The 21,354-nt window shown below is 56.4% G+C and carries 19 protein-coding genes and 1 tRNA gene; 4 read left to right on the forward strand and 16 right to left on the reverse strand.

Going from position 1 to position 21,354, the window contains the following annotated elements:
- Positions 1-34: 34 nt before the first annotated feature.
- A complete protein-coding gene (locus tag H8E27_04265; GenBank protein MBC8324821.1) occupies positions 35-1,285 on the reverse strand; it encodes a hypothetical protein in 1,251 nt (416 codons plus the stop codon).
- Positions 1,286-1,421: 136 nt separating this feature from the next.
- Positions 1,422-1,895 carry a transcriptional repressor gene (locus tag H8E27_04270; protein MBC8324822.1) on the reverse strand — a complete coding sequence of 158 codons (474 nt, stop codon included), beginning with the start codon at positions 1,893-1,895 and terminating at the stop codon, positions 1,422-1,424.
- An 80-nt stretch (positions 1,896-1,975) separates the two neighbouring features.
- Here H8E27_04270 and H8E27_04275 point away from each other — a divergent pair, with 80 nt between their 5' ends.
- Positions 1,976-3,211: a competence/damage-inducible protein A gene (locus tag H8E27_04275; protein MBC8324823.1), complete on the forward strand. Its 1,236-nt coding sequence runs from the start codon at positions 1,976-1,978 to the stop codon at positions 3,209-3,211.
- A 57-nt stretch (positions 3,212-3,268) separates the two neighbouring features.
- Here the strand turns inward: H8E27_04275 and H8E27_04280 are convergent, their stop codons facing one another.
- Positions 3,269-3,508 (reverse strand): ferredoxin, encoded by a 240-nt coding sequence (locus tag H8E27_04280; GenBank protein MBC8324824.1) that lies wholly within the window; start codon positions 3,506-3,508, stop codon positions 3,269-3,271.
- 114 nt (positions 3,509-3,622) lie between these two features.
- On the opposite strand from H8E27_04280, the gene pyk reads away from it, so the two are divergent.
- Positions 3,623-5,035 (forward strand): pyruvate kinase, encoded by a 1,413-nt coding sequence (gene pyk / locus H8E27_04285; protein MBC8324825.1) that lies wholly within the window; start codon positions 3,623-3,625, stop codon positions 5,033-5,035.
- Here pyk and H8E27_04290 read toward each other — a convergent pair.
- The 9 genes from H8E27_04290 to nuoF all read right to left on the reverse strand — a co-directional run bounded on the left by H8E27_04290 (position 5,032) and on the right by nuoF (position 15,831).
- The gene (locus tag H8E27_04290) at positions 5,032-6,516 is read right to left on the reverse strand and encodes an NADH-quinone oxidoreductase subunit N (GenBank protein MBC8324826.1); all 1,485 of its coding nucleotides are present in this window, start codon (positions 6,514-6,516) and stop codon (positions 5,032-5,034) included. The genes pyk and H8E27_04290 overlap by 4 nt on opposite strands.
- A complete protein-coding gene (locus H8E27_04295) occupies positions 6,513-8,021 on the reverse strand; it encodes an NADH-quinone oxidoreductase subunit M (GenBank protein ID MBC8324827.1) in 1,509 nt (502 codons plus the stop codon). Before H8E27_04295 ends, H8E27_04290 begins: the two co-directional genes overlap by 4 nt.
- Before the next feature lies 1 nt (position 8,022).
- The gene (nuoL, locus tag H8E27_04300; protein ID MBC8324828.1) at positions 8,023-9,900 is read right to left on the reverse strand and encodes an NADH-quinone oxidoreductase subunit L; all 1,878 of its coding nucleotides are present in this window, start codon (positions 9,898-9,900) and stop codon (positions 8,023-8,025) included.
- Between the two features lie 3 nt (positions 9,901-9,903).
- On the reverse strand, positions 9,904-10,230 hold the full coding sequence (gene nuoK / locus H8E27_04305; GenBank protein MBC8324829.1) for an NADH-quinone oxidoreductase subunit NuoK: 327 nt from the start codon (positions 10,228-10,230) through the stop codon (positions 9,904-9,906).
- Positions 10,227-10,751, reverse strand: coding sequence for an NADH-quinone oxidoreductase subunit J (locus H8E27_04310; GenBank protein ID MBC8324830.1), 525 nt, complete (start codon positions 10,749-10,751; stop codon positions 10,227-10,229). Before H8E27_04310 ends, nuoK begins: the two co-directional genes overlap by 4 nt.
- A gap of 112 nt (positions 10,752-10,863) precedes the next feature.
- The gene (locus tag H8E27_04315) at positions 10,864-11,514 is read right to left on the reverse strand and encodes an NADH-quinone oxidoreductase subunit I (GenBank protein MBC8324831.1); all 651 of its coding nucleotides are present in this window, start codon (positions 11,512-11,514) and stop codon (positions 10,864-10,866) included.
- A 1-nt stretch (position 11,515) separates the two neighbouring features.
- Entirely contained in the window at positions 11,516-12,568 is a 1,053-nt protein-coding gene (gene nuoH / locus H8E27_04320) for an NADH-quinone oxidoreductase subunit NuoH (GenBank protein ID MBC8324832.1), read from the reverse strand.
- 93 nt (positions 12,569-12,661) lie between these two features.
- Entirely contained in the window at positions 12,662-14,374 is a 1,713-nt protein-coding gene (locus tag H8E27_04325) for a molybdopterin-dependent oxidoreductase (GenBank protein ID MBC8324833.1), read from the reverse strand.
- A 140-nt stretch (positions 14,375-14,514) separates the two neighbouring features.
- Positions 14,515-15,831 (reverse strand): NADH-quinone oxidoreductase subunit NuoF, encoded by a 1,317-nt coding sequence (gene nuoF, locus H8E27_04330; protein ID MBC8324834.1) that lies wholly within the window; start codon positions 15,829-15,831, stop codon positions 14,515-14,517.
- Positions 15,832-15,875: 44 nt separating this feature from the next.
- Between nuoF and H8E27_04335 the strand changes: the two genes are divergently transcribed.
- Positions 15,876-15,949 (forward strand) — tRNA-Gln (locus H8E27_04335).
- 34 nt (positions 15,950-15,983) lie between these two features.
- On the opposite strand, the gene H8E27_04340 is transcribed toward H8E27_04335, so the two are convergent.
- From H8E27_04340 to nuoB, 4 genes are all read right to left on the reverse strand, one after another.
- Complete coding sequence (locus H8E27_04340) at positions 15,984-16,475, reverse strand: NAD(P)H-dependent oxidoreductase subunit E (protein MBC8324835.1); 492 nt, start codon at positions 16,473-16,475, stop codon at positions 15,984-15,986.
- A gap of 116 nt (positions 16,476-16,591) precedes the next feature.
- A complete protein-coding gene (gene nuoD, locus H8E27_04345; GenBank protein ID MBC8324836.1) occupies positions 16,592-17,842 on the reverse strand; it encodes an NADH dehydrogenase (quinone) subunit D in 1,251 nt (416 codons plus the stop codon).
- Positions 17,839-18,426, reverse strand: coding sequence for an NADH-quinone oxidoreductase subunit C (locus H8E27_04350; GenBank protein MBC8324837.1), 588 nt, complete (start codon positions 18,424-18,426; stop codon positions 17,839-17,841). The genes nuoD and H8E27_04350 overlap by 4 nt, the downstream gene beginning before the upstream one ends.
- Entirely contained in the window at positions 18,426-18,938 is a 513-nt protein-coding gene (gene nuoB, locus H8E27_04355) for an NADH-quinone oxidoreductase subunit NuoB (GenBank protein ID MBC8324838.1), read from the reverse strand. Before nuoB ends, H8E27_04350 begins: the two co-directional genes overlap by 1 nt.
- Before the next feature lie 231 nt (positions 18,939-19,169).
- Here nuoB and rpoD point away from each other — a divergent pair, with 231 nt between their 5' ends.
- A complete protein-coding gene (gene rpoD, locus H8E27_04360) occupies positions 19,170-21,236 on the forward strand; it encodes an RNA polymerase sigma factor RpoD (GenBank protein ID MBC8324839.1) in 2,067 nt (688 codons plus the stop codon).
- The last annotated feature ends 118 nt before the right edge of the window (positions 21,237-21,354 follow it).

Raw genomic sequence — 21,354 nt, forward strand, 5'->3', positions numbered from 1 at the left:
GTGGTTAACCGATCCTATTTTTTGCTCCGGGAACCTAAAATTGGTAGCCAACGCCGATGGAAAATTCGGTGTTGTCGACGTCATCCATTGACTGCCGCACGGCGGCTTTCAATTCCATATGGCGGTTGAGCTGGTAGTAAACGCCGTAAGTGAGGTAATTGCTTGAGCCGGTGTCGGTAAAGGCGTTGCTGTCTTTGCTGCCTTCAGAGGTGTCGTAGCCTTCCAATCGAAAGAAGGGGATGAGTTCCTGATCGCCTTCGAGCACGTGGTGGTAGGCCAGCTCGAGGCGGTAGCCGAACATTCGGTCGCCCACATTCGCATCGGCAATGGCGTCGGGGCTGGCGAAGTGCCATTGCGCGTAGTCACCGATCAGCTCAAAGTTGTTCATAAACCCGCTGTGCCACCGGTACTTGGCCTCGATGTCCCACAGATAAACATCGGTGTCGGTGGTTGTGGTTTCCTGATAGTTGCCGAAGTAACTGGAGGCGCTGCCGGAAAGGCCTTTGAGCCAGTCGGTGTCGGATGAAGCACCGTCGTATTCCAGACGCATCGTGTAAGCGAGCTGGCGGTTGTCGCCTTTGGCGTTGAGGTTGGGCCGTGCATCGCGCACACCTTTGGAGCCGTCAGCAAACGTGCCGTTTTCAGACGATAAACCCTGCGACACGAGGAAGAACCAACTCAAGCCTTCCACCTGCGGCACGTCGCCAAAAAGGCCCATCGAACCTTCCATCCACGTGGAGGGGACGATGTACTTATACATGATGGGCCGATGCACGGAATAAAACTGATCCGGTTCGTGATGGAGGTTGATGCTGCCAACGGGAATAAGGCTTACGCCGAGCGAACGCCAGTTGAGCCAGTCGTTGATTTTTACGTCGGAATAAAACTGCTCGATTTCAACTTCACCGCGGAAGCGGCTGTCATCTTTGTCATCCACACCGCCGTGTTCAATTTCGATTTCGGAATTAAAGTAAGCGTTGTCGCTCAGCTTGAAACCCGGGATGAGCACGAAGCGATGCGGGTCAAAATAATTCCCGTTGCTCCCCTTTGTCATATTATACTTGGCCTCACCATAAAAACCGATGGTCAACCCCTTGCCGTGCACCTGATCCAGCCATTCGGGCGGGCGGTTGGCGGCATCGGCTTCTTTGATTGCATCCAACCGCTGCTGCATCGCGCGGATTTGGTTTTCGAGGGCATCAATGCGGTCATCATCCTGGGCGGCACCATTCAATGCGCTCGCCAAAATGGCTGCCGTGCAGGCGAATTTCAGTAGTTCACTCATCGGGTTCTTCCTGCAATTGAGACTCGGTCTCGACTTGCTGGGCCGAAGGTAATGAGACTGGTTCTCATCGTCAAGGTCTTTTTTGGAAAAAGTTTTAAACAGGTGAGGAGTGCGTTTTATCCCACAAAAACAGAGTTTAATGGTCTTTGTTTTTGCACGCGCCGAGCTTTTTCATCTCTTCGCAGGAGGCGTTAATTCGCAATTGCTGCGATTTCACGGAGAAACCCAGTTTGCTGGAAATCTCAGTTTCCAACGCATCGAGTTTGTCGCTCTCGAATTCCACAATCTTGTCGCAATCATCGCAAATGATGTGATTATGATTCGGATGATCCGCGTAGTTGGGGTCGTAAATTTTGTAATCCTTGCCGAAATCCATCTCATGCACGAGGCCGCTCTCAGTGAGCAGCGGCAGCGTGCGATACACCGTGGCGCGGCTGACGCTTGAGTCGCGTTCGCGGGACCAATCCAGCAATTGCTCAGCGGTAAAATGTTGGTCGGTGCTAAATACGGTCTCCACAATCACCCGGCGCTGCGTGGTGATTCGCAGATTTTTCTCCTCAAGAAAAGCGATGAACGCTTCCTTCGCTGCCTTCCTGTCCGGTGTGGGCATAGGGCAGCTTACTCAATTAGCCCGCCTCAAGTCAATGCCCCGGCATTGCGCGTTATCCACCGGCGTGGCACTCTCCGTCCGTGCGCGTGGAACTCATCAACACCGGCAGCGAACTCCTGCTCGGCAACGTCCTCAACACCCATCACCATTGGCTCGCCCAACAACTCACGCGTGCCGGCTACACGCTTGCTCATCAGCAAACCGTCCCCGATACCGGCGAAGCTATCCAAGCCGCCGCCCGCGAAGCGATTGCCCGCGCTGAACTCGTCCTCATCACCGGCGGCCTTGGCCCCACCGGTGATGATCTCACCCGCCAACTCATTGCCGGGCTTCTTGATCTGTCGCTCGAAGAAGACGCCGAAACGCGTGACCGCATCACCACGCATTTTGCAAACCGAAACCGACCGATGTCTGAAGCCGTGCTCATTCAAGCCCAAGTGCCTACGGGCGCCAACGTGCTGCGCAATGACCACGGCACCGCGCCCGGCCTCGCGCTGCCCACGCCCCGCGGGTGGCTCATTTTGCTTCCCGGACCGCCGCGTGAGTTGCGGCCGATGTTCACTGCATCGGTCGAGCCATTGCTCGCCGAAAAATTGCCGCCGGAAAATCCTGTCACCATCCGCACGCTCAAAACTTTTGGTGTGGGCGAAACGACGGTGGAAGAAAGCATCACGCCAACCTTGGCAGAATTCATCAGTGGCGGATTGGAAATCGGTTACTGCGCCCGCGCCGGCGAAGTGGACGTCCGCTTCACCGCAAGCGGGAAAGGCGCAGTTGATTGCATCGCCCAAGCTGAAGCCCTGGTCCGCGAAAAATTAGGCCCGCAAATTTATGGCGTCGATGACGAGTTGATGGAAGACATCATCATCCGCCAACTCACCGTGAGCGGTAAAACCCTCGCCGTGGCCGAATCGTGCACCGGCGGATTGCTCGCCCATCACCTTACCAATGTCCCCGGCGCATCGGCTGTTTTCCTCGCGGGTCATTGCACGTACAGCAATGAAGCCAAGCAAACCACCCTCGGTGTGAAGCCCGAAACGCTCGCCGAACACGGTGCGGTGAGCGAAATTGTCGCCCGCCAAATGGCCGAAGGCGCGCGCGCCACGCACGGGGCGGATTATGCGCTAGCCACCACCGGCATCGCCGGCCCTGATGGCGGCACACCGGAGAAACCCGTCGGCACCGTCTTCATCGCCTGCGCCACGCCCAATAGCACGGAGGTGGTAAGCGCCCGCATCGCCACTGATCGCGAGACGTTCAAACAATTGGTGGTGCAACGGGCGATGAATCTTTTACGGTTGGCGCAATCACCGTAATCACAAAAATAGCCCGCTTGTGCGGGCTGGGAATTTTGAAGCAATTCCTCGGTCGCCTTAGTCGTCCGCGCCATCGCTGCCGATGGCTTCCACGGGGCAACCTTCCATCGCTTCGTCGCACAACGCCTGTTCTTCCTCATTCTCGGGTTGTTTGTAAACGAATGAGTAGCCGCCGTCTTCATTGCGTTTGAAATTCTCCGGTGCAGTCTCACGGCACAAGTCACAGTCAATGCATTCTTCGTCGCAGTAGTACTTGCCCGCGGCGTTGTCTTCGTATTTGTTCTCTTTTTCAGCCATAATCCAATTTTATCCGCGCGGAAGCTACGCGCATTTTATTGCCGAATCAAGGTTATACGGCGAATTACGGCGTATATTCTCGCTTAATGACACATCCAACCCCAATCTCCGCCGATGCAAAGTACGCGGCAGACACGGATTTTGGCCACCCTCGGGCCGGTTACACAAACGGAAGAATCCATCGGCGCGCTGCTTGATGCCGGCGCGAATATGTTTCGCCTCAACATGTCGCACGCCAAACAGGATTGGGTGCGAAGTGTCACGGGGCATATTCGTGCTGCCGCCGTCACGCGCGGTTGTGTAGCGGGGATCGTGATGGATTTGCAGGGGCCGGCCATTCGCACCGGCGATTTGCCCGCGCCGGTGTGTTTGGAAACAGGCGACCGCTTTGATTTTACCGTGGACGCTGCTGCTGAGAGCGAGCGTTGTGTGAGCGTCAATTACCCGGATTTTCTTAATGACATCGAGGAAGGCGCCACCATCCTCATCGACAGCGGACTCATCCGGATGCGCGTGCTACGCCTGACCGATCACGTGGCCGAGTGCGAAGTGGAAGTCGGAGGCGAGCTCGGCAATCGACGTCACATCAATCTTCCCGGCACCAAAGTTAATCTTCCTGCGCTCACCGAGAAAGACCGCGCCGATGTCGCCATAGGATTGGAATTGGATGTCGATTACTTCGCGTTGTCCTTCGTGCGCGCTGCGGCGGATGTTGCTTTGTTGCAGGAACGGGTGGCCGGCCATCCGCGTCCGCCCAAGGTCATCGCCAAAGTTGAGGATCAACACGCCGTGAAACATATTGACGCCATCATCGCCCAAGCCGATGCCATCATGGTGGCGCGGGGCGATCTCGGTGTGGAATGCCCCTTTGAAGATCTGCCTATTTTGCAGCGTGAAATCGTGCGCGCCTGCCAAGCCGTTGGCAAACCCGTCATCGTCGCCACGCATATGCTCGAGAGTATGATTAACGAACCGATGCCCACGCGCGCCGAAGTCACCGACGTGGCCAATGCCGTTTTCGAGCAGACCGACGCCATTATGCTCAGCGGCGAAACCTCCGTTGGCGAGTTTCCGAATCTTTGCGTGGAAGCTATGGACCGCATCGCGCGCCGAATGGAAAGCGAACCCGCAGCACGCTTTCACGAACTCGCCACGCTCACCAACGAGCGCCAAAAACTCGCCAAGGCCGCCGTCCACATGGCCGATGATTTGGGCGCGCAGGCAATCATCGTGTTCACCCGGGCGGGCCGGTTGGCTCCCGAGGTGGCGTGGATGCGCCCGCGCAGCGCGCCGATTTTGGCGCTGTGTCTCGACGCATCGGTGGCGTCCCCGCTCGCACTTCTTCGCGGGGTGCGGCCGGTGGTATTACCGTGGGATGAAGTTGGATCTCATGAGGCGGTGAACCACGCGTTACAGGAATTGGTTGCCAGATCATTATTGGATACGGGCGACATCGTTGTCGTGGTCAGCTCCAGTAGTGCGGTTGAAGAAATTGCTGACTCGGTGCAGATGTGCCGGGTGGGCTAATTTGCCAACCGTAACACCTGGACGGCGTCATTAGCCAATTTCAGCACGGGTTCCGGATAAACCCCCAGTGCCAGCATTCCCAGCAGGCACACCCCCAGCACCACCACCTGCGAATCGGCGAGTTTGATAAGGGCGGTTTTCGGTGCTTTTTCCGCCCACCATTGGCCGCTGCCCCAGAAAATTTCCCGGATGATTCCGAAGTAATAATACAGCGAGGCCACCACGCCGAGCAACGCCACGGCCACGAGCCACGGGAAAGTGGCGGCGGGTTCGATCACCGCGCGCAGCAAAAGAACTTTTCCCAAGAACCCCGCGAGCGGGGGAATGCCCGCCAGCGAAGCAACCGCCAGCGTGAGGGTCACCGCCATGAGTGGCGAGCGTTGATGGAGGTTGGCAAGGATGCTGAGGTCTTCGTCCTCGTCGTCGGGCGTGAGGATGGAAATCACGGTGAACGCCGCGATGACGGCGAACAAATATCCGGCAAGATAAACGAGTACCGCCGCCGCGCCGCGTTCATTGAGTGCCACGATGCCGAGCAAAACATAGCCCGCGCTGGCAATGCTTGCGTAGCCGAGCAGTCGTTTGAGATTGCGCTGGCGCAGCGCGCAGAGGCTGCCAAAAATAATTGTGGCCGCCGCCATCACCGAGAGCATTGTGGCGGGCTCCAACAAACGCGGGCCGTTGGGCTGTACTTGGAGTGCGGTGTACAGCACGCGCAACAGCAGCACGAATCCCGCCGCCTTGGAGCCGATGGCGAGGAAGGCCGTCACCGGTGCAGGCGCGCCTTGGTACACATCGGGCGCCCAAATTTGGAAAGGCACGGCCGCAATTTTGAATGCCAGTCCGGCAAGCAACAGCAGCGCGCCGAGTTGGAACAACAGCAGTTGCTTCATGTGTCCCGCGGCCAAGCCATCGGCGATGAGGTTAAACTGCAGCGTGTGGGTGCTGCCATAAATGAGCGCGATACCAAAGACCATTATCGCCGAGGCCGCTGCGCCGAGGATGAGATATTTGATGCCCGCTTCCAGCGAGCGGAGGCGATGGCTTTGTAAACTGGTGAGCACATAAAACGTAATCGTGATCAACTCGATGGCCACGAACAGCATTACAAAACTATTGGCCGACGCGGCAAAAAGCATCCCGCACAGCGCGAAGCAGTTGAGCGCGTACACCTCTGCGCCGCCGGTGCGGAGGCGATTGGCAAATCCCATCGTGAGCAGGGTCACCAAAATTCCCGCCAACAAGAACAGCGCCTTGAAAAACACCGCCAGCCCATCGCGCACAAAACCGCCGCTGGAGTCGGTGAGAGGCTCGGCGGTGAGCCCTTGTTTCACCAGCAGCGCCAGCATCACAGTGAGCCCGAGTGCGGTGCAGAAGCCCAACAGTGGCCGTCGATTGGGCGGTGTCCACAAGCCCGCCATCAACACCAACACACCGAGCAGCGCCACGCCGATTTCAAGGCTGATGAGGGAAAGATTCATTTGCGGTTGTACATCTCCACCACGTGCTCGAGGCTTTCGCGGGCGGTTTCAATTTTATGGGTCAACAGTTTTGGCGCGAAGCCAAAGAGCAACAGCCCGCCGAGCAGCAGAATGAAAGGCAGCTTGTGCCAGCCGGGGATGTCCTCGGTATGCGGGGCGTCGTCCGCACGCGGGCCGTGCAGCAATTGGCGTGCGGCGCGCAACATATAAACCGCGCCGATCACGAGCGCCGCCCACGCGGCGATGCCGGTGATGAGCGACAGCGTTTTCCACGCGCCGAAGAACACAGTGATTTCTCCGGCAAAATTTGCGAAGCCCGGCAAACCGCAACCGGCGAGCAGCGCCATTAACAACAGTGTGCCCCAGAACGGCATCACGGTGAGCAATCCGCCAAGTTTATCCATATCCAGCGTGCGGGCTTGTTGATGGAGATGCCCGCTGAGCGCGAAGGCCAGCGCGGCGAGCAGCCCGTGCGCCACCATCACCATCACTGCGCCGGTGAGGCCGATGAGCGACATACTCGCGATGCCGAGAAACACAAAGCCCATATGCGCCACGGAAGAGTTGCCGATGAGTCCGTTGAGGTCGCGTTGGCGCATCGCCACGAGGCCGCAGTAAAGGAGGTTGCCCAGACAAAGCCACGCGAGCACCGGCAGCCATTGTTGCGCGCCATCGGGCAGGATGGGGAGGGCGACACGGATGATCATAAACAAGCCGAACTTTTTGATGACGCCCGCGTGCATCATTGCCGTGGCAGTGGGCGCGGCGCCGTAAGCCAGCGGGGCCCACGTGTGGAAGGGCCACAAGCCAACGAGGATGCCGAGCCCGAACATTAACAGCGCAAAGATGAGCCCTTGTTGGCCGGTGGTCATCAAGTCGGGCTGGGTGGATTGAATGCGATGGATGATTTCCGGCAGGTTGAATGTTTCGTAGTGGAGGTAAATCATCATCAGCCCCACCAACGCGAGCAATGCGCCGAGACTGAGATAGAGGGTGGTTTTGTAGGCGGCGAATTCGCGGTTCTCGCCGCGGCCCCAGACGCCGATCATAATGAATGTGGGGATGAGTGCGAGTTCGTGCAGGAAATACATCAGGAAAATATCGAGCGCCATAAACGCGCCGAGGATGCCGCCGGTCATCAGCAGCATCAGAATGGCAAATTCTTTTTCGCGCGCCTTGATGCCACCGGCGCAACAGGCGGCGGCAAACGCGACCAGTGCGGCCATGAGTACCAGTAGCACGCTGATGCCATCCACACCGACGTGAAAGCTGATGCCGAGGCTGGGAATCCACTGGGCGGATTGCACAAAAGCGTAGCCGTGGTTGACGGAGGTGAGGTCGGTGCTCGGTTCGAATTTAACGAACACAAACAGCGCCAGCACCAGTGAGCCGAGTGTGGCGAGGATGGTGCCCCAGCGAAACACGGCGCGGTTTTCACGCGGCACGGCCATCAGCACCAGCGCCATCAAAATCGGCCAACCAAAAATGTAAGTGAGTGGCGACATTTTAGAATAGGAAAAAAGTGAGCATCACGAGCAAACCCAGTGCCAACAGCAGGGCGTAGGTTTGGAGGTTGCCCGATTGCACGAGGCGCAGGAGGCAACCGGTGAGATCGATTGCACCGCTGGTGCCACGCACGCCAAGGCCGGCAATGATCCAGCGGTCAAACCAATCGGCATAACGCGCCAGGCGTTCTTGTGTCCATCGGTTGAGCCACACGTATAGTTCATCGAAGTAAAATTTGTCACGCATGCCGCGCGCCAGTGCGCCGAGCATTCCGGGGAGAGGATCCTGTTTCACCCCGCGATAGGCCACCCAGCCGAGCGCTAATCCCGCCAAGCTGGCGATCGTGCCAGAAACCATTGCTGCGAGATGGGCAGCGTGAGTCATTTCATTTGGAATTACCGCGCCGGTAATTTTTGTGCTCAGCCAAATATTTTTGTTTAATAGAAAATCGTTCAGTCCAAAAAAATGCCAGCCCAGGCCAATGCTGAGGATGGAGAGGAAGATTAATGGCCCGATCATTTCGCCCGGTGCCTCGTGAGCTTTCCGGGCTGCTTCGCCGCGCGGCTCGCCGTGGAAGGCGACCAGCACACAGCGCATCATATAAAACGCCGTGAGCAACGCCACTGCCACGCCGAGGTAAAAGAGCGGTTGATTGGCCACATAGGCTTGCGCGAGAATGGCGTCTTTGCTGAAGAAGCCACTCATCAACGGAAAGCCCGCCAGTGCGAGCGCGCCGGTGACAAATGAGCGGTAAGTGAGTGGCAGTTTTTTGCGAAGGCCGCCGAGTTTCCAAATATCCTGTTCGTGATGGCAGGAATAAATCACCGCGCCCGCGCCGAGAAACAGCAGCGCCTTGAACGCGGCGTGGGTGGTGAGATGGAACATACTCGCCGCTGGCCCCGCGCAGCCCACGGCCATGACCATATAGCCAAGCTGGGACAGTGTGGAATAGGCAAGGATGCGTTTGAGGTCGTTTTGCTGGATCGCCATCAGTGCCGCGAGCAGCGCGGTGATGCCGCCGATCCAACTGATGATGACCAGCGCGTCGGGCGTGAACAGGAAGAACAGTTTGCAAAGCATATAAACACCGGCGGCCACCATCGTGGCGGCATGGATGAGGGCGCTCACGGGCGTGGGGCCTTCCATCGCGTCCGGCAGCCACACGTGCAGCGGGAACTGTGCGCTCTTGCCAACAGCGCCGCAAAAAATTAACAAGCCCGCCGCCGTACCCACCGCGCCGATTTCTGCCAATGCAGTGATGTCGAGCGTGCCGTGAAGTTGCCATACGAACAGGATGCCGAGCAAAAATCCGAAGTCGCCAATGCGGTTGGTGATGAACGCTTTTTTGCCGGCATCGGCGGCGGTGGGTTTTTCAAACCAATGGCTGATGAGCAAATAGCTGGAGACGCCGACGAGTTCCCAGAAGATAAACAGCAGTAAAAGGTTTGAGGCCAGCACGATGCCGAGCATCGAAAACAGGAAGAGGCTTAGGCCGCCGAAGTAGCGCGAATAGCCCGCGTCGGTTTTCATATAAGCCAGCGAAAAGATTTGCACCAGGGTGCCGACGGTGGTGACGATGAGCAGCATCAACAGGCTGAGCGGATCGATGAGCGCGGCGAAATCCACGGTGAAGCCATCCAGTTGGAGCCATTGTTCGCCGCCGATTGCGGTCAAGGGTTTCACAAGCGCGGCCGGTGCATCGTGGAATTTGATGAACAAGATGAGGCTGCAAACAAAGGCGAGGGTGGATGCCGCTAATGAAAGGCCTGCGCTGACTCCGCGCCACCGCCGCGCGCCGAGGCCAATACCCACCGCCGCCAATAGTGGCAAAAACAGGATGACCATCGCGAAGGTCAATTTGAGTTCAGAGTCGGTCATTGGTTAGAGTTTCATCGAGGTGAGATCGGCCACGTCGGTGGTTTGGCGTTTGCGGTAGAGCGCCACGATCAGCGCGAGGCCCACGGCTACTTCGGCGGCAGCGACGGTGATGATGAAAAACACCATGATTTGCCCGTCCAACGGAGAGCCGTGGGGCGAGGGCGGTTGATGATGGGAAAAGGAAACCAACGCAAGGTTGGCGGCATTGAGCATCAGCTCGAGGCTCATATACATGATGATGAGATTGCGGCGAATGACCACGCCCAACAGCCCAAGGCAAAACAGCGCCGCGCTGACGACGAGATAATGTTCGAGGCCGACGCCGGTCATTCGGTTTCCTCCTTGGGGTCTTCGGTGTCGGGGGCTTTGCTGAGTAAAATGCAGCCGACCATCGCCACCAAAAGCAGTAGTGAAACAATTTCAAAGGGTATCACGTAATTGGTAAAAAGCAATTCGCCGAGTGGTTTGGTTTCGCCCGCGTTGTCGGCGAGGCTGCGTTCATCCACGCGGGAGCCAGTTACGGTGGTCACCAAAATCCACGCCAACCCCGCCACGGCCGCCGCGCCGAGGAAGGTGCCGAATTTACGGAAGCGTTGCCGTTCTTCTTCCTTAATGTTCAGCAGCATAATAACAAACAGGAACAATACGATCACTGCGCCGGCGTACACCAGGATTTGTACCGCCGCTAAAAAGAACGCTTTGAGCAAAACGAACAACCCCGACATACAAATAATGGTGAGCACCAGAAACATCGCGCTGGTGACGGGGTTGCGGCTGAACGGATTAAACACCACCAGCGCCCCGCAAAGCAGGGTGAGCGCGCTGAAGATGTAAAAGAGGAGATCCATCAAATGACCAATGACCAATGACCAAGGCCCAAGGAATTATCAATGACCAATGAGCAAGGCCCAAACTCAGGGGGCGAGCTTGAGAATTGGGGTTTGGGGTTTCCTTGGGATTTGGTCATTGGGCCTTGGGGTTTTTCCCAACGGGAAAGTTTTCCTGCGCCTTCGCATCCGCCGTTTTCTTTTCCCATTTCTTGATGCGATCGTGATGGGTGCCGCCGCGTTCGAGGAGTTTGTCTTTGTTGAAAATCATTTCCTTGCGGTTGCTGGCGGTGAGGGCGTAGTCGCGACGCATTTTGTTTTCGTCGTAGCCTTCGTAATAATCCTTGGCGAGGAAAATGGCTTCCTCGGGGCAAACTTCTTCACAATAGCCGCAGAAAATGCAGCGGAGCATATCGATCTCGAATTCCTTGGGCATCTTTTCCGCGCCTTCGCGGTGGGCGGTTTCGCCATCCTCACCGGGCGGGGTGATGCGGATGGCTTTTGGCGGGCAAACAAATTCGCAAAGTTGGCAGCTCACGCATTTGGTGGCGGCATCCTGATCGCTCACCAAATACGGCGCGCCGCGAAAGCCGGGCGGCACAGTCCAAAGCTCCTCGGGATAGCTCAGCGTGGTCTTGAATTGATTGTCTTTGTTTTTCTCTTCGTAGACTTTTGATTTTTTGAACGAAAGAAAATGGCCGAGCGTGACCTTGAATCCGTTCCACAAGGTGGGAATGAATAGGCGCTCCCAGAGACTCAATTTTACGCGTTGGACTTTGATGGCCATTTTATTTTCCGTGGGTCAAACACATGTAAATCGCCGTCACCACGATATTTGCCAGCGCCAGGGGCACGAAGCGTTTCCAGCCGATGTCCATTAGCTGATCGTAACGGAAACGCGGCAACATCCAGCGCACCCAAATGAACAGACCCATAAACAGCAGGAGTTTGCCAATGAAAATGCCGACTTGCAAGAGCCCCATTCCGAGTGACGTGGCCGTCTCGTTAAGGCCGGCGAAGGGAAGCGTCCAACCGCCGAGGAATAGCACCACCATCATCGCGCTCACGGCGATCATCGCCGCGTATTCGCCAAGGAAAAACAGCGCGAACTTCATTGAGCTGTACTCCGTGTGATAGCCGCCCACCAATTCCGATTCCGCCTCCGGCATATCGAAGGGCAGCCGATTGGTTTCCGCAAAGGCCGCCACCAGAAAAATCACAAACGCAATCGGTTGCTTGAGGATCAGCCACGCGCCGCTTTTTTGATAATCGATCACGGCACTCAAATTCAGATCGCCCACCAACATAAACACCGGCACCACGCTCATCCCCATTGCGATTTCGTACGAGATCATTTGCGCGCTGCTGCGGATGCCGCCGAGAAATGGAAACTTGGAGTTACTCGCATAACCCGCCAGCACAATGCCGTATACGCTGAGGGACACGATGCCGAACGTGAACAAAATGCCGACGTTCAAATCCGCGATGACTGCTTTCTGTGAGCCGAGTTGCGAGCCGAACGGAATCACCGCGAGCGTCATTAGTGCCGGAACCATCGCCACCGCCGGCGCGAGCCAGAAATAAACCCTGCGCGCATAGGCCGGCGTGAAATCTTCTTTGAGGATAAACTTCAGTCCATCCGCTGCAGGTTGGAGCAGGCCAAACGGCCCCACGCGGTTGGGGCCGATGCGATCCTGAATCCACGCCGATATGCGGCGTTCGGCAACCACCGAATAGGCCACCATCGGCAGCACGACCGCGAACACCGCGATCACAATTTTCAGCAAACTGAAAATCGCGAACTGCTCGTTTGGAGTGAGGTTGTTGAACCAGTCGGTCATACGGTTGCGGGTAGGGCGGTTTCTCCGAAACCGCCGCGGCGCGCTCGGAGAGCGCGCCCTACCATTTTGTCTCTGTGGTTAAATTTCATTTCATCAAATCTCCACTGTCACGCCCGTGTCGCCGAGTGCGGCCCAGTTCAGGTCTTTGGCTTTGAATGCGTCCACTTCGGTGGCCATTTGGTTGAACAACCCTTCGATGGTGCTGAAGCCGTTTTGGCCGGTCACGTTTTCCACGAGTTCGTGGAGCACTTCCCATTCGGCGCGGGCACTGCCGGGGGCGTCGAGGGCTTTCATAAATTTTTGCACTTGGCCTTTGGTGCTCGTGAACGTGCCGCGCTTCTCGGCATACGCGCAGCCGGGCAACAGATAATGCGCCTTGGTCGTGGTGGCATTTGGAAAAATATCGCTCACGATTAGCAACTCCAGTTTTTCCAAAAGCGTTTCGCTGATGCCGTGTTGCGTGACGTCTTCGCCGAAGACGATCAGCGTTTTGATCGTGCCACTCTCGATGCCTTCGGCGATCGCGGAGAGATTTGAGCCCAGCGTTTCGCCGGTGATGCCGATGAGTCGCGCGCCGTTGCTGTTTGGGTTTTTGTCGGCGTTCAATAATAGATGATCGCCCTCGCCATTGCGCGGCACGGAATCGGTGATGGCCTCAAATTTGTCGGCCAGTTTTTTTAGCAAATAAAGTTCTTCATTCGTCTGGCGCGCCGACGCGACAATCGCCACCGAACCGGCTTCGGCCCCATCAAGCTTCCCGCTAATCTCCGCGATGACCGCATCCCAATTTCTGGCTTCTGAATTGGGACTCCTGATTTCCTTCAATCGTTTCTCGCTGCCGATCCATTTGTAATTCAACCGGCCCGAGTCGCACATCCACGGGCCGTTGACGGCATCATTTTCGCGTGGCTCCTGCCGATACATTTTATTTTCGCGCGAGCCGATGACCGTGTTGCAGCCGGTGGCGCAGCCGGTGCAGAGGCTGTTGGTTTCCTTGAGAAACCACACGCGCATTTGGAAGCGGAAATCTTTGGAGGTCAACGCGCCGACCGGACAAATGTCGGCAGTGTTCAACGTGTAATTATTGTCAAACGGTGCGCCGGGGAATGTTGCGATGGTATTATAACTGCCGCGATTCACAATGCCGAGCGCATCGTCGCCCGCGATGTCCGCGCTGAAGCGAATGCAGCGCGTGCACAAAACGCACCGCTCGGCATCAAGCACAATGCGCGGGCCGAGGTCGACAGCTTTGGGTTTGTGGACTTTGTGTTCGGCAAACTGGCTTTCGGCCTGGCCGTGTTCCACGCTGTACTCCTGCAGCTTGCACTCGCCGGCTTGATCGCAAATCGTGCAGTCGAGCGGGTGATTGATGAGCAAACTTTCCAGCACGGCCTCGCGCATTTCTTGGGTCTCCGGGCTGCTCGCGTAAATTTCCATTCCGGGAATCAAATTCGTCGCGCAGCCGATGACGCCTTTGGGCGTTTCGCGTTCGTAAGGCAGCACCATCGGGTCAATCTTCAGCGAGCCGTCATCATTCACCGGCGACTTGCCATCGGGCCCCGGTCGGCCCGGCATTCCCACGTGCACGAGACACATCCGGCAATTGCCCGCCACCGGTAGTTTGGGGTGATAACAATAATGCGGGATCTCGATACCCGCGTGTTTACAAGCCTGCAAAACCGTGGTGGGGATGAGCTTGCCCTGCCAATCCGGCGTGAGCTTGGGCACGGCGATTTCTTTGCCATCGACCGTTACGGAGATGGTTTCGATCGTGGGCGGCTCTTCGGTTTTTGCTTCGTCGGGCATTTGTTTTTTTACCAAAGAGACACAGAGGGCACAGAGGATGGGGTAGGGCGGTTTCTCCGAAACCGCCGTGGCGCGCTCGGAGAGCACACCCACCCGATTGCACGCTCTGCGCTCTCTGTGTCTTTGTGGTTAATTTTCATCTACTTCGCTTTCGCCTCAAATTCATCCCTAAATTTTTCTACAAAACTCAGCACCGGCCAGGCGCAGGCTTCGCCGAAGGCGCAGATGGTTCGGCCTTGGATGTTGTGCGCGATGTGTTTTAGGTAATCGGCATCTTCGGCGCGGGCGTCGCCGTGGGTCATTCGGTGGAGGGCTTTGTTCATCCAGAGCGAGCCTTCGCGGCATGGGGTGCATTGGCCGCAGCTTTCGTGCGCGTAAAACTCGGCGAGGTTGGCGAGGCACTCGACGATGTCGCGGCTGTCGTCGATGACAATGATCGCGCCGGAGCCGGACATTGTGCCGATCTTCATCAGCGTATCAAAATCGTACGGCACATCGAGCAAGTCGATTTTGTCTTCGCCTACATTAAACGATTCGCCCGCCTTGAGTACTTTGGAGGAGGATCCGCCGGGAATGATGGCTTGCAGTTTTCGCCCTTCGCGCAGGCCGCCGCCGAAATTTTCGTTGTGGATGAGTTCGCCCAGCGTGACTTTGCCGGTTTCGATTTCGAAATAGCCGGGTTGTTTTACATCACCGCTGAGGCTCACGAGGCGGGTGCCGGTGTTGTTGGGGGTGCCGAGTTTGGCGAAGGCTTCCGCGCCCATTTCCACAATGTGTTTCACATTGCAGAGCGTCTCCACGTTGTTAACTATGGTGGGGCACATATATAGCCCGAGCGCGGCGGGGAAGTACGGCGGTTTGATGCGCGGGTAAGCGCGCTTGCCTTCGAGGCTCTCGATGAGGCCGGTTTCTTCACCGCAAATGTACGCGCCGGCGCCGCGGTGCACGTGGATTTCGAGGTCGTGCCCGCTGCCGAGGATGTCTTTGCCGAGGTAACCTTTGGCGCGCGCTTCGGCGAGGGCGGTGTTGAGAATCTTCGCGCCTTCGGTGAATTCGCCGCGAATGTAAATGTAAGCAAGATTCACGTGGTTCGCCCAACAGGAAATGATCATCCCCTCGATAAGCTGATGCGGATCTTTGTAAATGATTTGGCGATCTTTAAATGTCCCCGGCTCGGATTCATCCGCGTTGCAAATGAGATAAACCGGCTTGGGATTCGGATGGCGCACGAAGCTCCATTTGAGTCCGCACGAAAAGCCCGCGCCGCCGCGTCCGCGCAGTCCGGAATCGAGCACGCTCTTGCGCAGTTGCGCTTGCGGCGTGGTGTCGCCCGCCGGTGCGATCGCCAACGCTTGGCGCAGCGCGGCGTAGCCGCCGTTGCGCTCGTAGCACTCGAGGTCATTCGAGTAGCCATCGGCGTCGGCGTGTTTCAACAGTAATTTGTATTCCTGCGGCATCTGCTTGACTGCACTCAGTTTTGCTCTAAATTCGCGGGCGCAGTTGCCCGATAGTGTAACGGTAGCACGACAGATTCTGATTCTGTTTGTCGGGGTTCAAATCCCTGTCGGGCAACCATTTTTCGATTTTTGATTGTTGATTTTCGATTGGGTCATTCACAGCTCCCCAAAATTTCGTTGGCTTGTTCTTCCGTGACCGCTTCGTGAAAATCATCGTTGCACATCATCACCGGGCCCGTGCCGCAACTGGCCAGGCATTCGGCAAACTCGATGCTGAATTTGCCGTCCGTCGTCGTTTGCAATCCGTGCGCCTTTGGGTCGAGCTTCAGTTTGTTGCACAATTTTTTGTGCAACTCCGTGCCACCGGCCATCGCGCAGCTGAGGGTGCGGCACACTTTTAGGACAAACTTGCCCGGCGGCTCCTCGCGCAGCATTGGGTAAAATGTCACGAGCTCGTACAGGTGCAGCGGCTTGACGCCGATCTCGGCCGCCGCCCATTGCATCGCTTCGGCGCTGATGGAGCCCGCCTCGTCCTGAATGGCGTGCAGCACCATCAACGACGCACTGCGGCTTTCGCCTTCGGGGTAGTGGGTGATGAGTTCCGCGACCTCGGTGCTGAGTTTTTCTGTGGGGGTGAAGGGCATTTTTTAATTACCAATGACCAATGATCAAGTTCCAAGAAATGACCAATTTCCAAATGCCCAATTTTGGTGATTGGGTTTTGGGAATTCCTTGGTCATTGGGTTTTGGGTCTTGGTCATTATCTGTCGCATTCTCCCATCACAAAATCCAGCGAGCCCAAAATCGCAACCACGTCGGCCACCGTGTGGCCGGGGAGGAGTTGCGAGAGGATGCTGAGGTTGACAAAAGATGGGGCGCGGATTTTCAGCCGGTGCGGGGTTCCGCCGCCGAGGCTGTGGATGTAAAAGCCAAGCTCGCCCTTGGGGTTTTCTGCGCCAAAATAAACTTCGCCCACCGGTGCATCCTGTCCCTGCGTGACGAGCATAAATTGGTGGATGAGTTCCTCCATATTCGTCATCACTTTTTCTTTGGGCGGCAGGACGATTTTGCCGTCGTCCACATTGATCGGGCCGTCGGGGATATCTGCGATGCACTGGCGCAGGATTTTTACGCTCTCGCGCATCTCGAGAATGCGGATGGCGTAGCGGTCGTAACAATCGCCGGTGGTGCCGACGGGCACATCGAAATCGAAGCGGTCGTAAATCATATAGGGCCGCGCCTTGCGCACGTCGTGCTCCACGCCGCTGCCGCGAAGGTTGGGGCCGGACAGGCCGAAGTCGATAGCTTCTTCACTGGTGATGACGCCTACGCCTTGGGTGCGGTCGAGGAAAATTGGATTGCGCGTGAGGAGCGTTTCCGTTTCGTCGAAGTTGATTTCCACTTCGTCGAGAAATACGCTGAGTTCATCGAGCCAACCTTCCGGCAGATCGCGCGATAAACCGCCCACGCGCGTGTAGCTCGTGGTAAACCGCGCGCCGGCGAGTGATTCAATGAGATAATAAATTTTTTCGCGCTCGGTGAACGTGTGCAGAAACACCGTGAACGCGCCGGTGTCCATCGCAAACGCGCCGATCCCCAGCAAATGTGCCGATACGCGGGCGAGTTCGCAGCAAATGGTGCGGATGTATTGGCAGCGCTCGGGGAGGTCGTCGGTGATGCCCAATAATTTTTCCACCGCCAAAACGTAGTGGACGTTGTTCGCCAATGGCGCGAGGTAGTCCAGCCGATCGGTGTACGGGATAAACTGGTTGTAGGTCATGTTCTCGGCGATTTTTTCATCGCCGCGATGGAGGTAGCCCACATCCGGTTCGGCTTTGGTGATGACCTCGCCATCCATCTCCAACCGCAGCCGCAACACCCCGTGCGTGGCGGGGTGCGAGGGGCCCATATTGAGCACCATTTTGTCGCCACTCACATCGGGCGATTCATCCGCTGCGGCCACCTTTGTGGCGGTGTCACGAATTGCGATGTCTTGCGTGGTGCTCACTATTTTCCATCCTCCGGATTGCGACGCCGGGGTTCGCGGACGGTTGTGTTTTCGCTGCTGGCGAGTGTTACGAATGGGCCGCCTTCCATTGGAGCGGTTTGGGTGAAGGCCACATCGGGCACTTCGGTAGGCTTGCCTTCGAGCGGGAAATCTTTGCGCAGCGGAAAGTGCGGATAGCCTTCCCACATCAAAATGCGCGTGAGGTTTGGATGGCCGGTGAATTTTACGCCCATCATATCGTACGCCTCGCGTTCGTGCCAATCAGCGGTGCGCCACACGCCGGTGACGGTGGGCACCTCGCCGTGCTCTTCGGTCACCTGCGTTTTCAAACGTAAGTTCTGATGATGCGAAATACTGCTCAATTCGTAAACCACCGAGAAGCGCGGATCCTCGCCGTAATGATCGAGCGTGGAAATATCTAGAAGATAATTGAAACCCAATTCGTGTTTTGCAAATTCGCAGACTTCGGCAATGCGCGTGGCATCGGCGATGTTCACCGTAATTTCGTCGCGAAACTCCGTGGGTTCGGAAATGAGTTCGCCAAACTCGGCCTTCAACTGCTTTGCGAAATCAGCGGCAGTCGTCATTAGGCGGTGGGTTTAAAATGTTGTTTGGCCCAAGGCTCCTTCGCCACTTTGCTTTGGAGTTTCATCAAGCCTTCAAGCACAGCCTCGGGGCGGGGCGGGCAACCGGCGATGTACACATCCACCGGCAAAATTTGATCCACCCCCTGTAACACTGCGTAGCTGCGATACATCCCGCCGCTACTTGCGCAGGCGCCCATCGCGATCACCCATTTGGGCTCCACCATTTGATCGTAAATGCGCTTCACGGCGGTCGCCATTTTATAAGTCACCGTGCCGGCCACGATCATCACATCCGATTGGCGTGGGGAAAACCGCATCACCTCCGAGCCGAACCGCGAGATATCAAACCGACTGCATCCCGCCGCCATCAGCTCGATGCCGCAGCACGCGAGCCCCATCGGCATTGGCCACATGGAATTCTTGCGAAACCAATTCACCGCAGCATCGACCGTGGTATGAACCACCTCGCCCTCCACCTTGGAATTATAACCGATCTCCGCTTTTTGAGTCATTACGCGCTCCCTCACAAACCTGATTGAGCGTAAGGTTGAGAAAAGGAGCAGGCAAGGATTTTGTGAAAAATTTCACAAGCTCGGAACGCGGAGATGGTTTCGGGGCGATTTTTGCCGAAAACCGTTGTCAATAAGGCCGAAAACTTTTTTCACTTATTTGCAGTTCATCCCTTGACGAATCACCATTTCAGCACCATATTCCCCGACCTTTTCGTAGTAAAAGGTTGAATTATGGCTAAAAACAGCGTCAAAAAGACCGTTTCCAGTAAAAAACCCGCCTCAAAAAAAGCGGTTTCCAAGAAAACAGTGAAGAAAGCAGCTCCAAAAAAGACCGTCGCCAAGACGGTTTCGTCCAAAAAAACCGCAAAAAAATCGGCTCCCAAAAAGCCAACCGTAAAAAAAGCGTCCGCAAAGAAGGCAGCGACTGCAAAGTCAGCCCCGAAAAAGGCGGCTGCAAAAAAAGCGGCGCCTAAAAAAACGGCTGCGAAAAAGGCAGCGCCCAAAAAAGCGGTAGCGAAAAAAGCCGCGCCTAAAAAGAAGAAGGCCACAAAGAAAAAAGCTCCAAAGAAACTTTCCGCTGCGTTGATGGCGCGCACCAAGGCGAACCTCGCCAAAAAAGACATCAAAAAGATTTCCGAGGTAAAGACCGAAGCCGGTATTGACCTCACCGAAAAATTCAAGGAACTCGTTTTGCTCGCGCAAGAGCAGGGCTACCTCACGCACGAAGATGTCACCGAATCGCTCCCCGAACAGGAAGTGACCTCCGCCGACATCGAAGCCGTTCACGACAAACTTCAGGGCCTGGAAATCGCCGTGGTCGACCAAGCCGAAGTCGACAACGTTTCGCCATTGCGTCGAGGCGAGGATGAAAAGGATGTTAAGGAAAAGAACAAACTTGATATCCTGGATGATCCCGTGCGGATGTACCTCAAGCAGATGGGCCAAGTACCACTGCTTACCCGCGAACAGGAAGTGGAAATTTCTAAGCGCATCGAGGAAGCCGAAAACGAAGTGAAGCGCATCATCTACGCCTTCGGCTTCACCGGCAAGGAACACATCGCGCTTGCTGAGAAACTTGTCTCCGAGCCGCCCAAGGAACGGTTCGACCGCGTCATCGTCGACAAAAAAATCGAAAGTCGCGAACGCCACCTCAAGGCACTGCGTCGGCTCGTGAAAGACGTTCGCGCCATTGACCACAAAGTGGACGAAAAATATCTCGCCCAGCTCAAGGCCAAAAACAAAAGCGCCCACACCCGCGCCAAGAAAGCCCACGACGAAAATAACACCAAACTGCAGAAATCATTCGTCAAATTTTTCTACAAGCAAAAGGTCATCGAGGAGATGTCTGTCGTGGCCGAAAACGTGCACGATAAAGTCACCAGCAGCCTCAACGCCGTAAAAAGGGCTGACAAAAGCCGTAAGACCGCTGCTAGCAAAACACTTATCGACACCGAAAGCCGCAAGCTTAAAGCGTTGGAAATTTTCGTGCGAATGCCGGCCACCGAATATGTGGAATCTTACGGCCAACTCCAGCACTTTGGCAAAAAAGCCCATCAGGCCAAAACCGAAATGGTCGAAGCCAACCTGCGCCTTGTCATTTCCATCGCCAAAAAATACACCAACCGCGGCCTGTCATTTCTCGATCTCATTCAGGAAGGCAATATGGGCCTCATGAAAGCCGTGGAAAAATTTGAGTACCGCCGCGGCTACAAATTTTCCACCTACGCCACCTGGTGGATTCGCCAGGCCATCACCCGCTCCATCGCCGATCAGGCCCGCACCATCCGCATCCCGGTGCACATGATCGAGACGATCAACAAACTCATGCGCGTGCAGAAACAGCTCGTGCAGGATTTTGGCCGCGAAGCCACGCCGGAAGAAATTTCCGACGAAATGCAGTTGCCCGTCGAGCGCGTGCGCGCCATCATGAAGATGGCCCAGCAACCCATCAGTTTGCAAAGCCCCGTCGGCGATAGTGACGACACCAACTTCGGTGACTTCATCGAAGACAAAGCCGCCGAGAACCCCAGCGATATGACCAGCTTCTCGCTGCTCAAAGACAAGCTCGGCGACGTGCTCACTTCATTGACCGAGCGCGAACGCAAAGTCCTCGAGCTCCGCTTCGGCCTCACCGATGGCTACAGCCGCACGCTCGAAGAAGTCGGCAAACAATTCAAAGTCACCCGCGAACGCATCCGCCAAATCGAGGCCAAAGCGTTAAGAAAAATGCGTCACCCCACACGCCTCCGCCAACTCCAAGGATTCCTGGACGGAGAAGGCGAACCGATCTTGAACTAAAAAGATTGGAAAACAGAAAAATTCAAAGGCGGCCAACCGGCCGCCTTTTTTCGGTAGGGACACGCTGCGCGTGTCCACGGACGCGCACAGCGCGTCCCTACCCAACTACTCCTCCAAA

It is taken from the genome of Limisphaerales bacterium (genome assembly GCA_014382585.1).
Lineage (GTDB): Bacteria > Verrucomicrobiota > Verrucomicrobiia > Limisphaerales > UBA1100 > JACNJL01.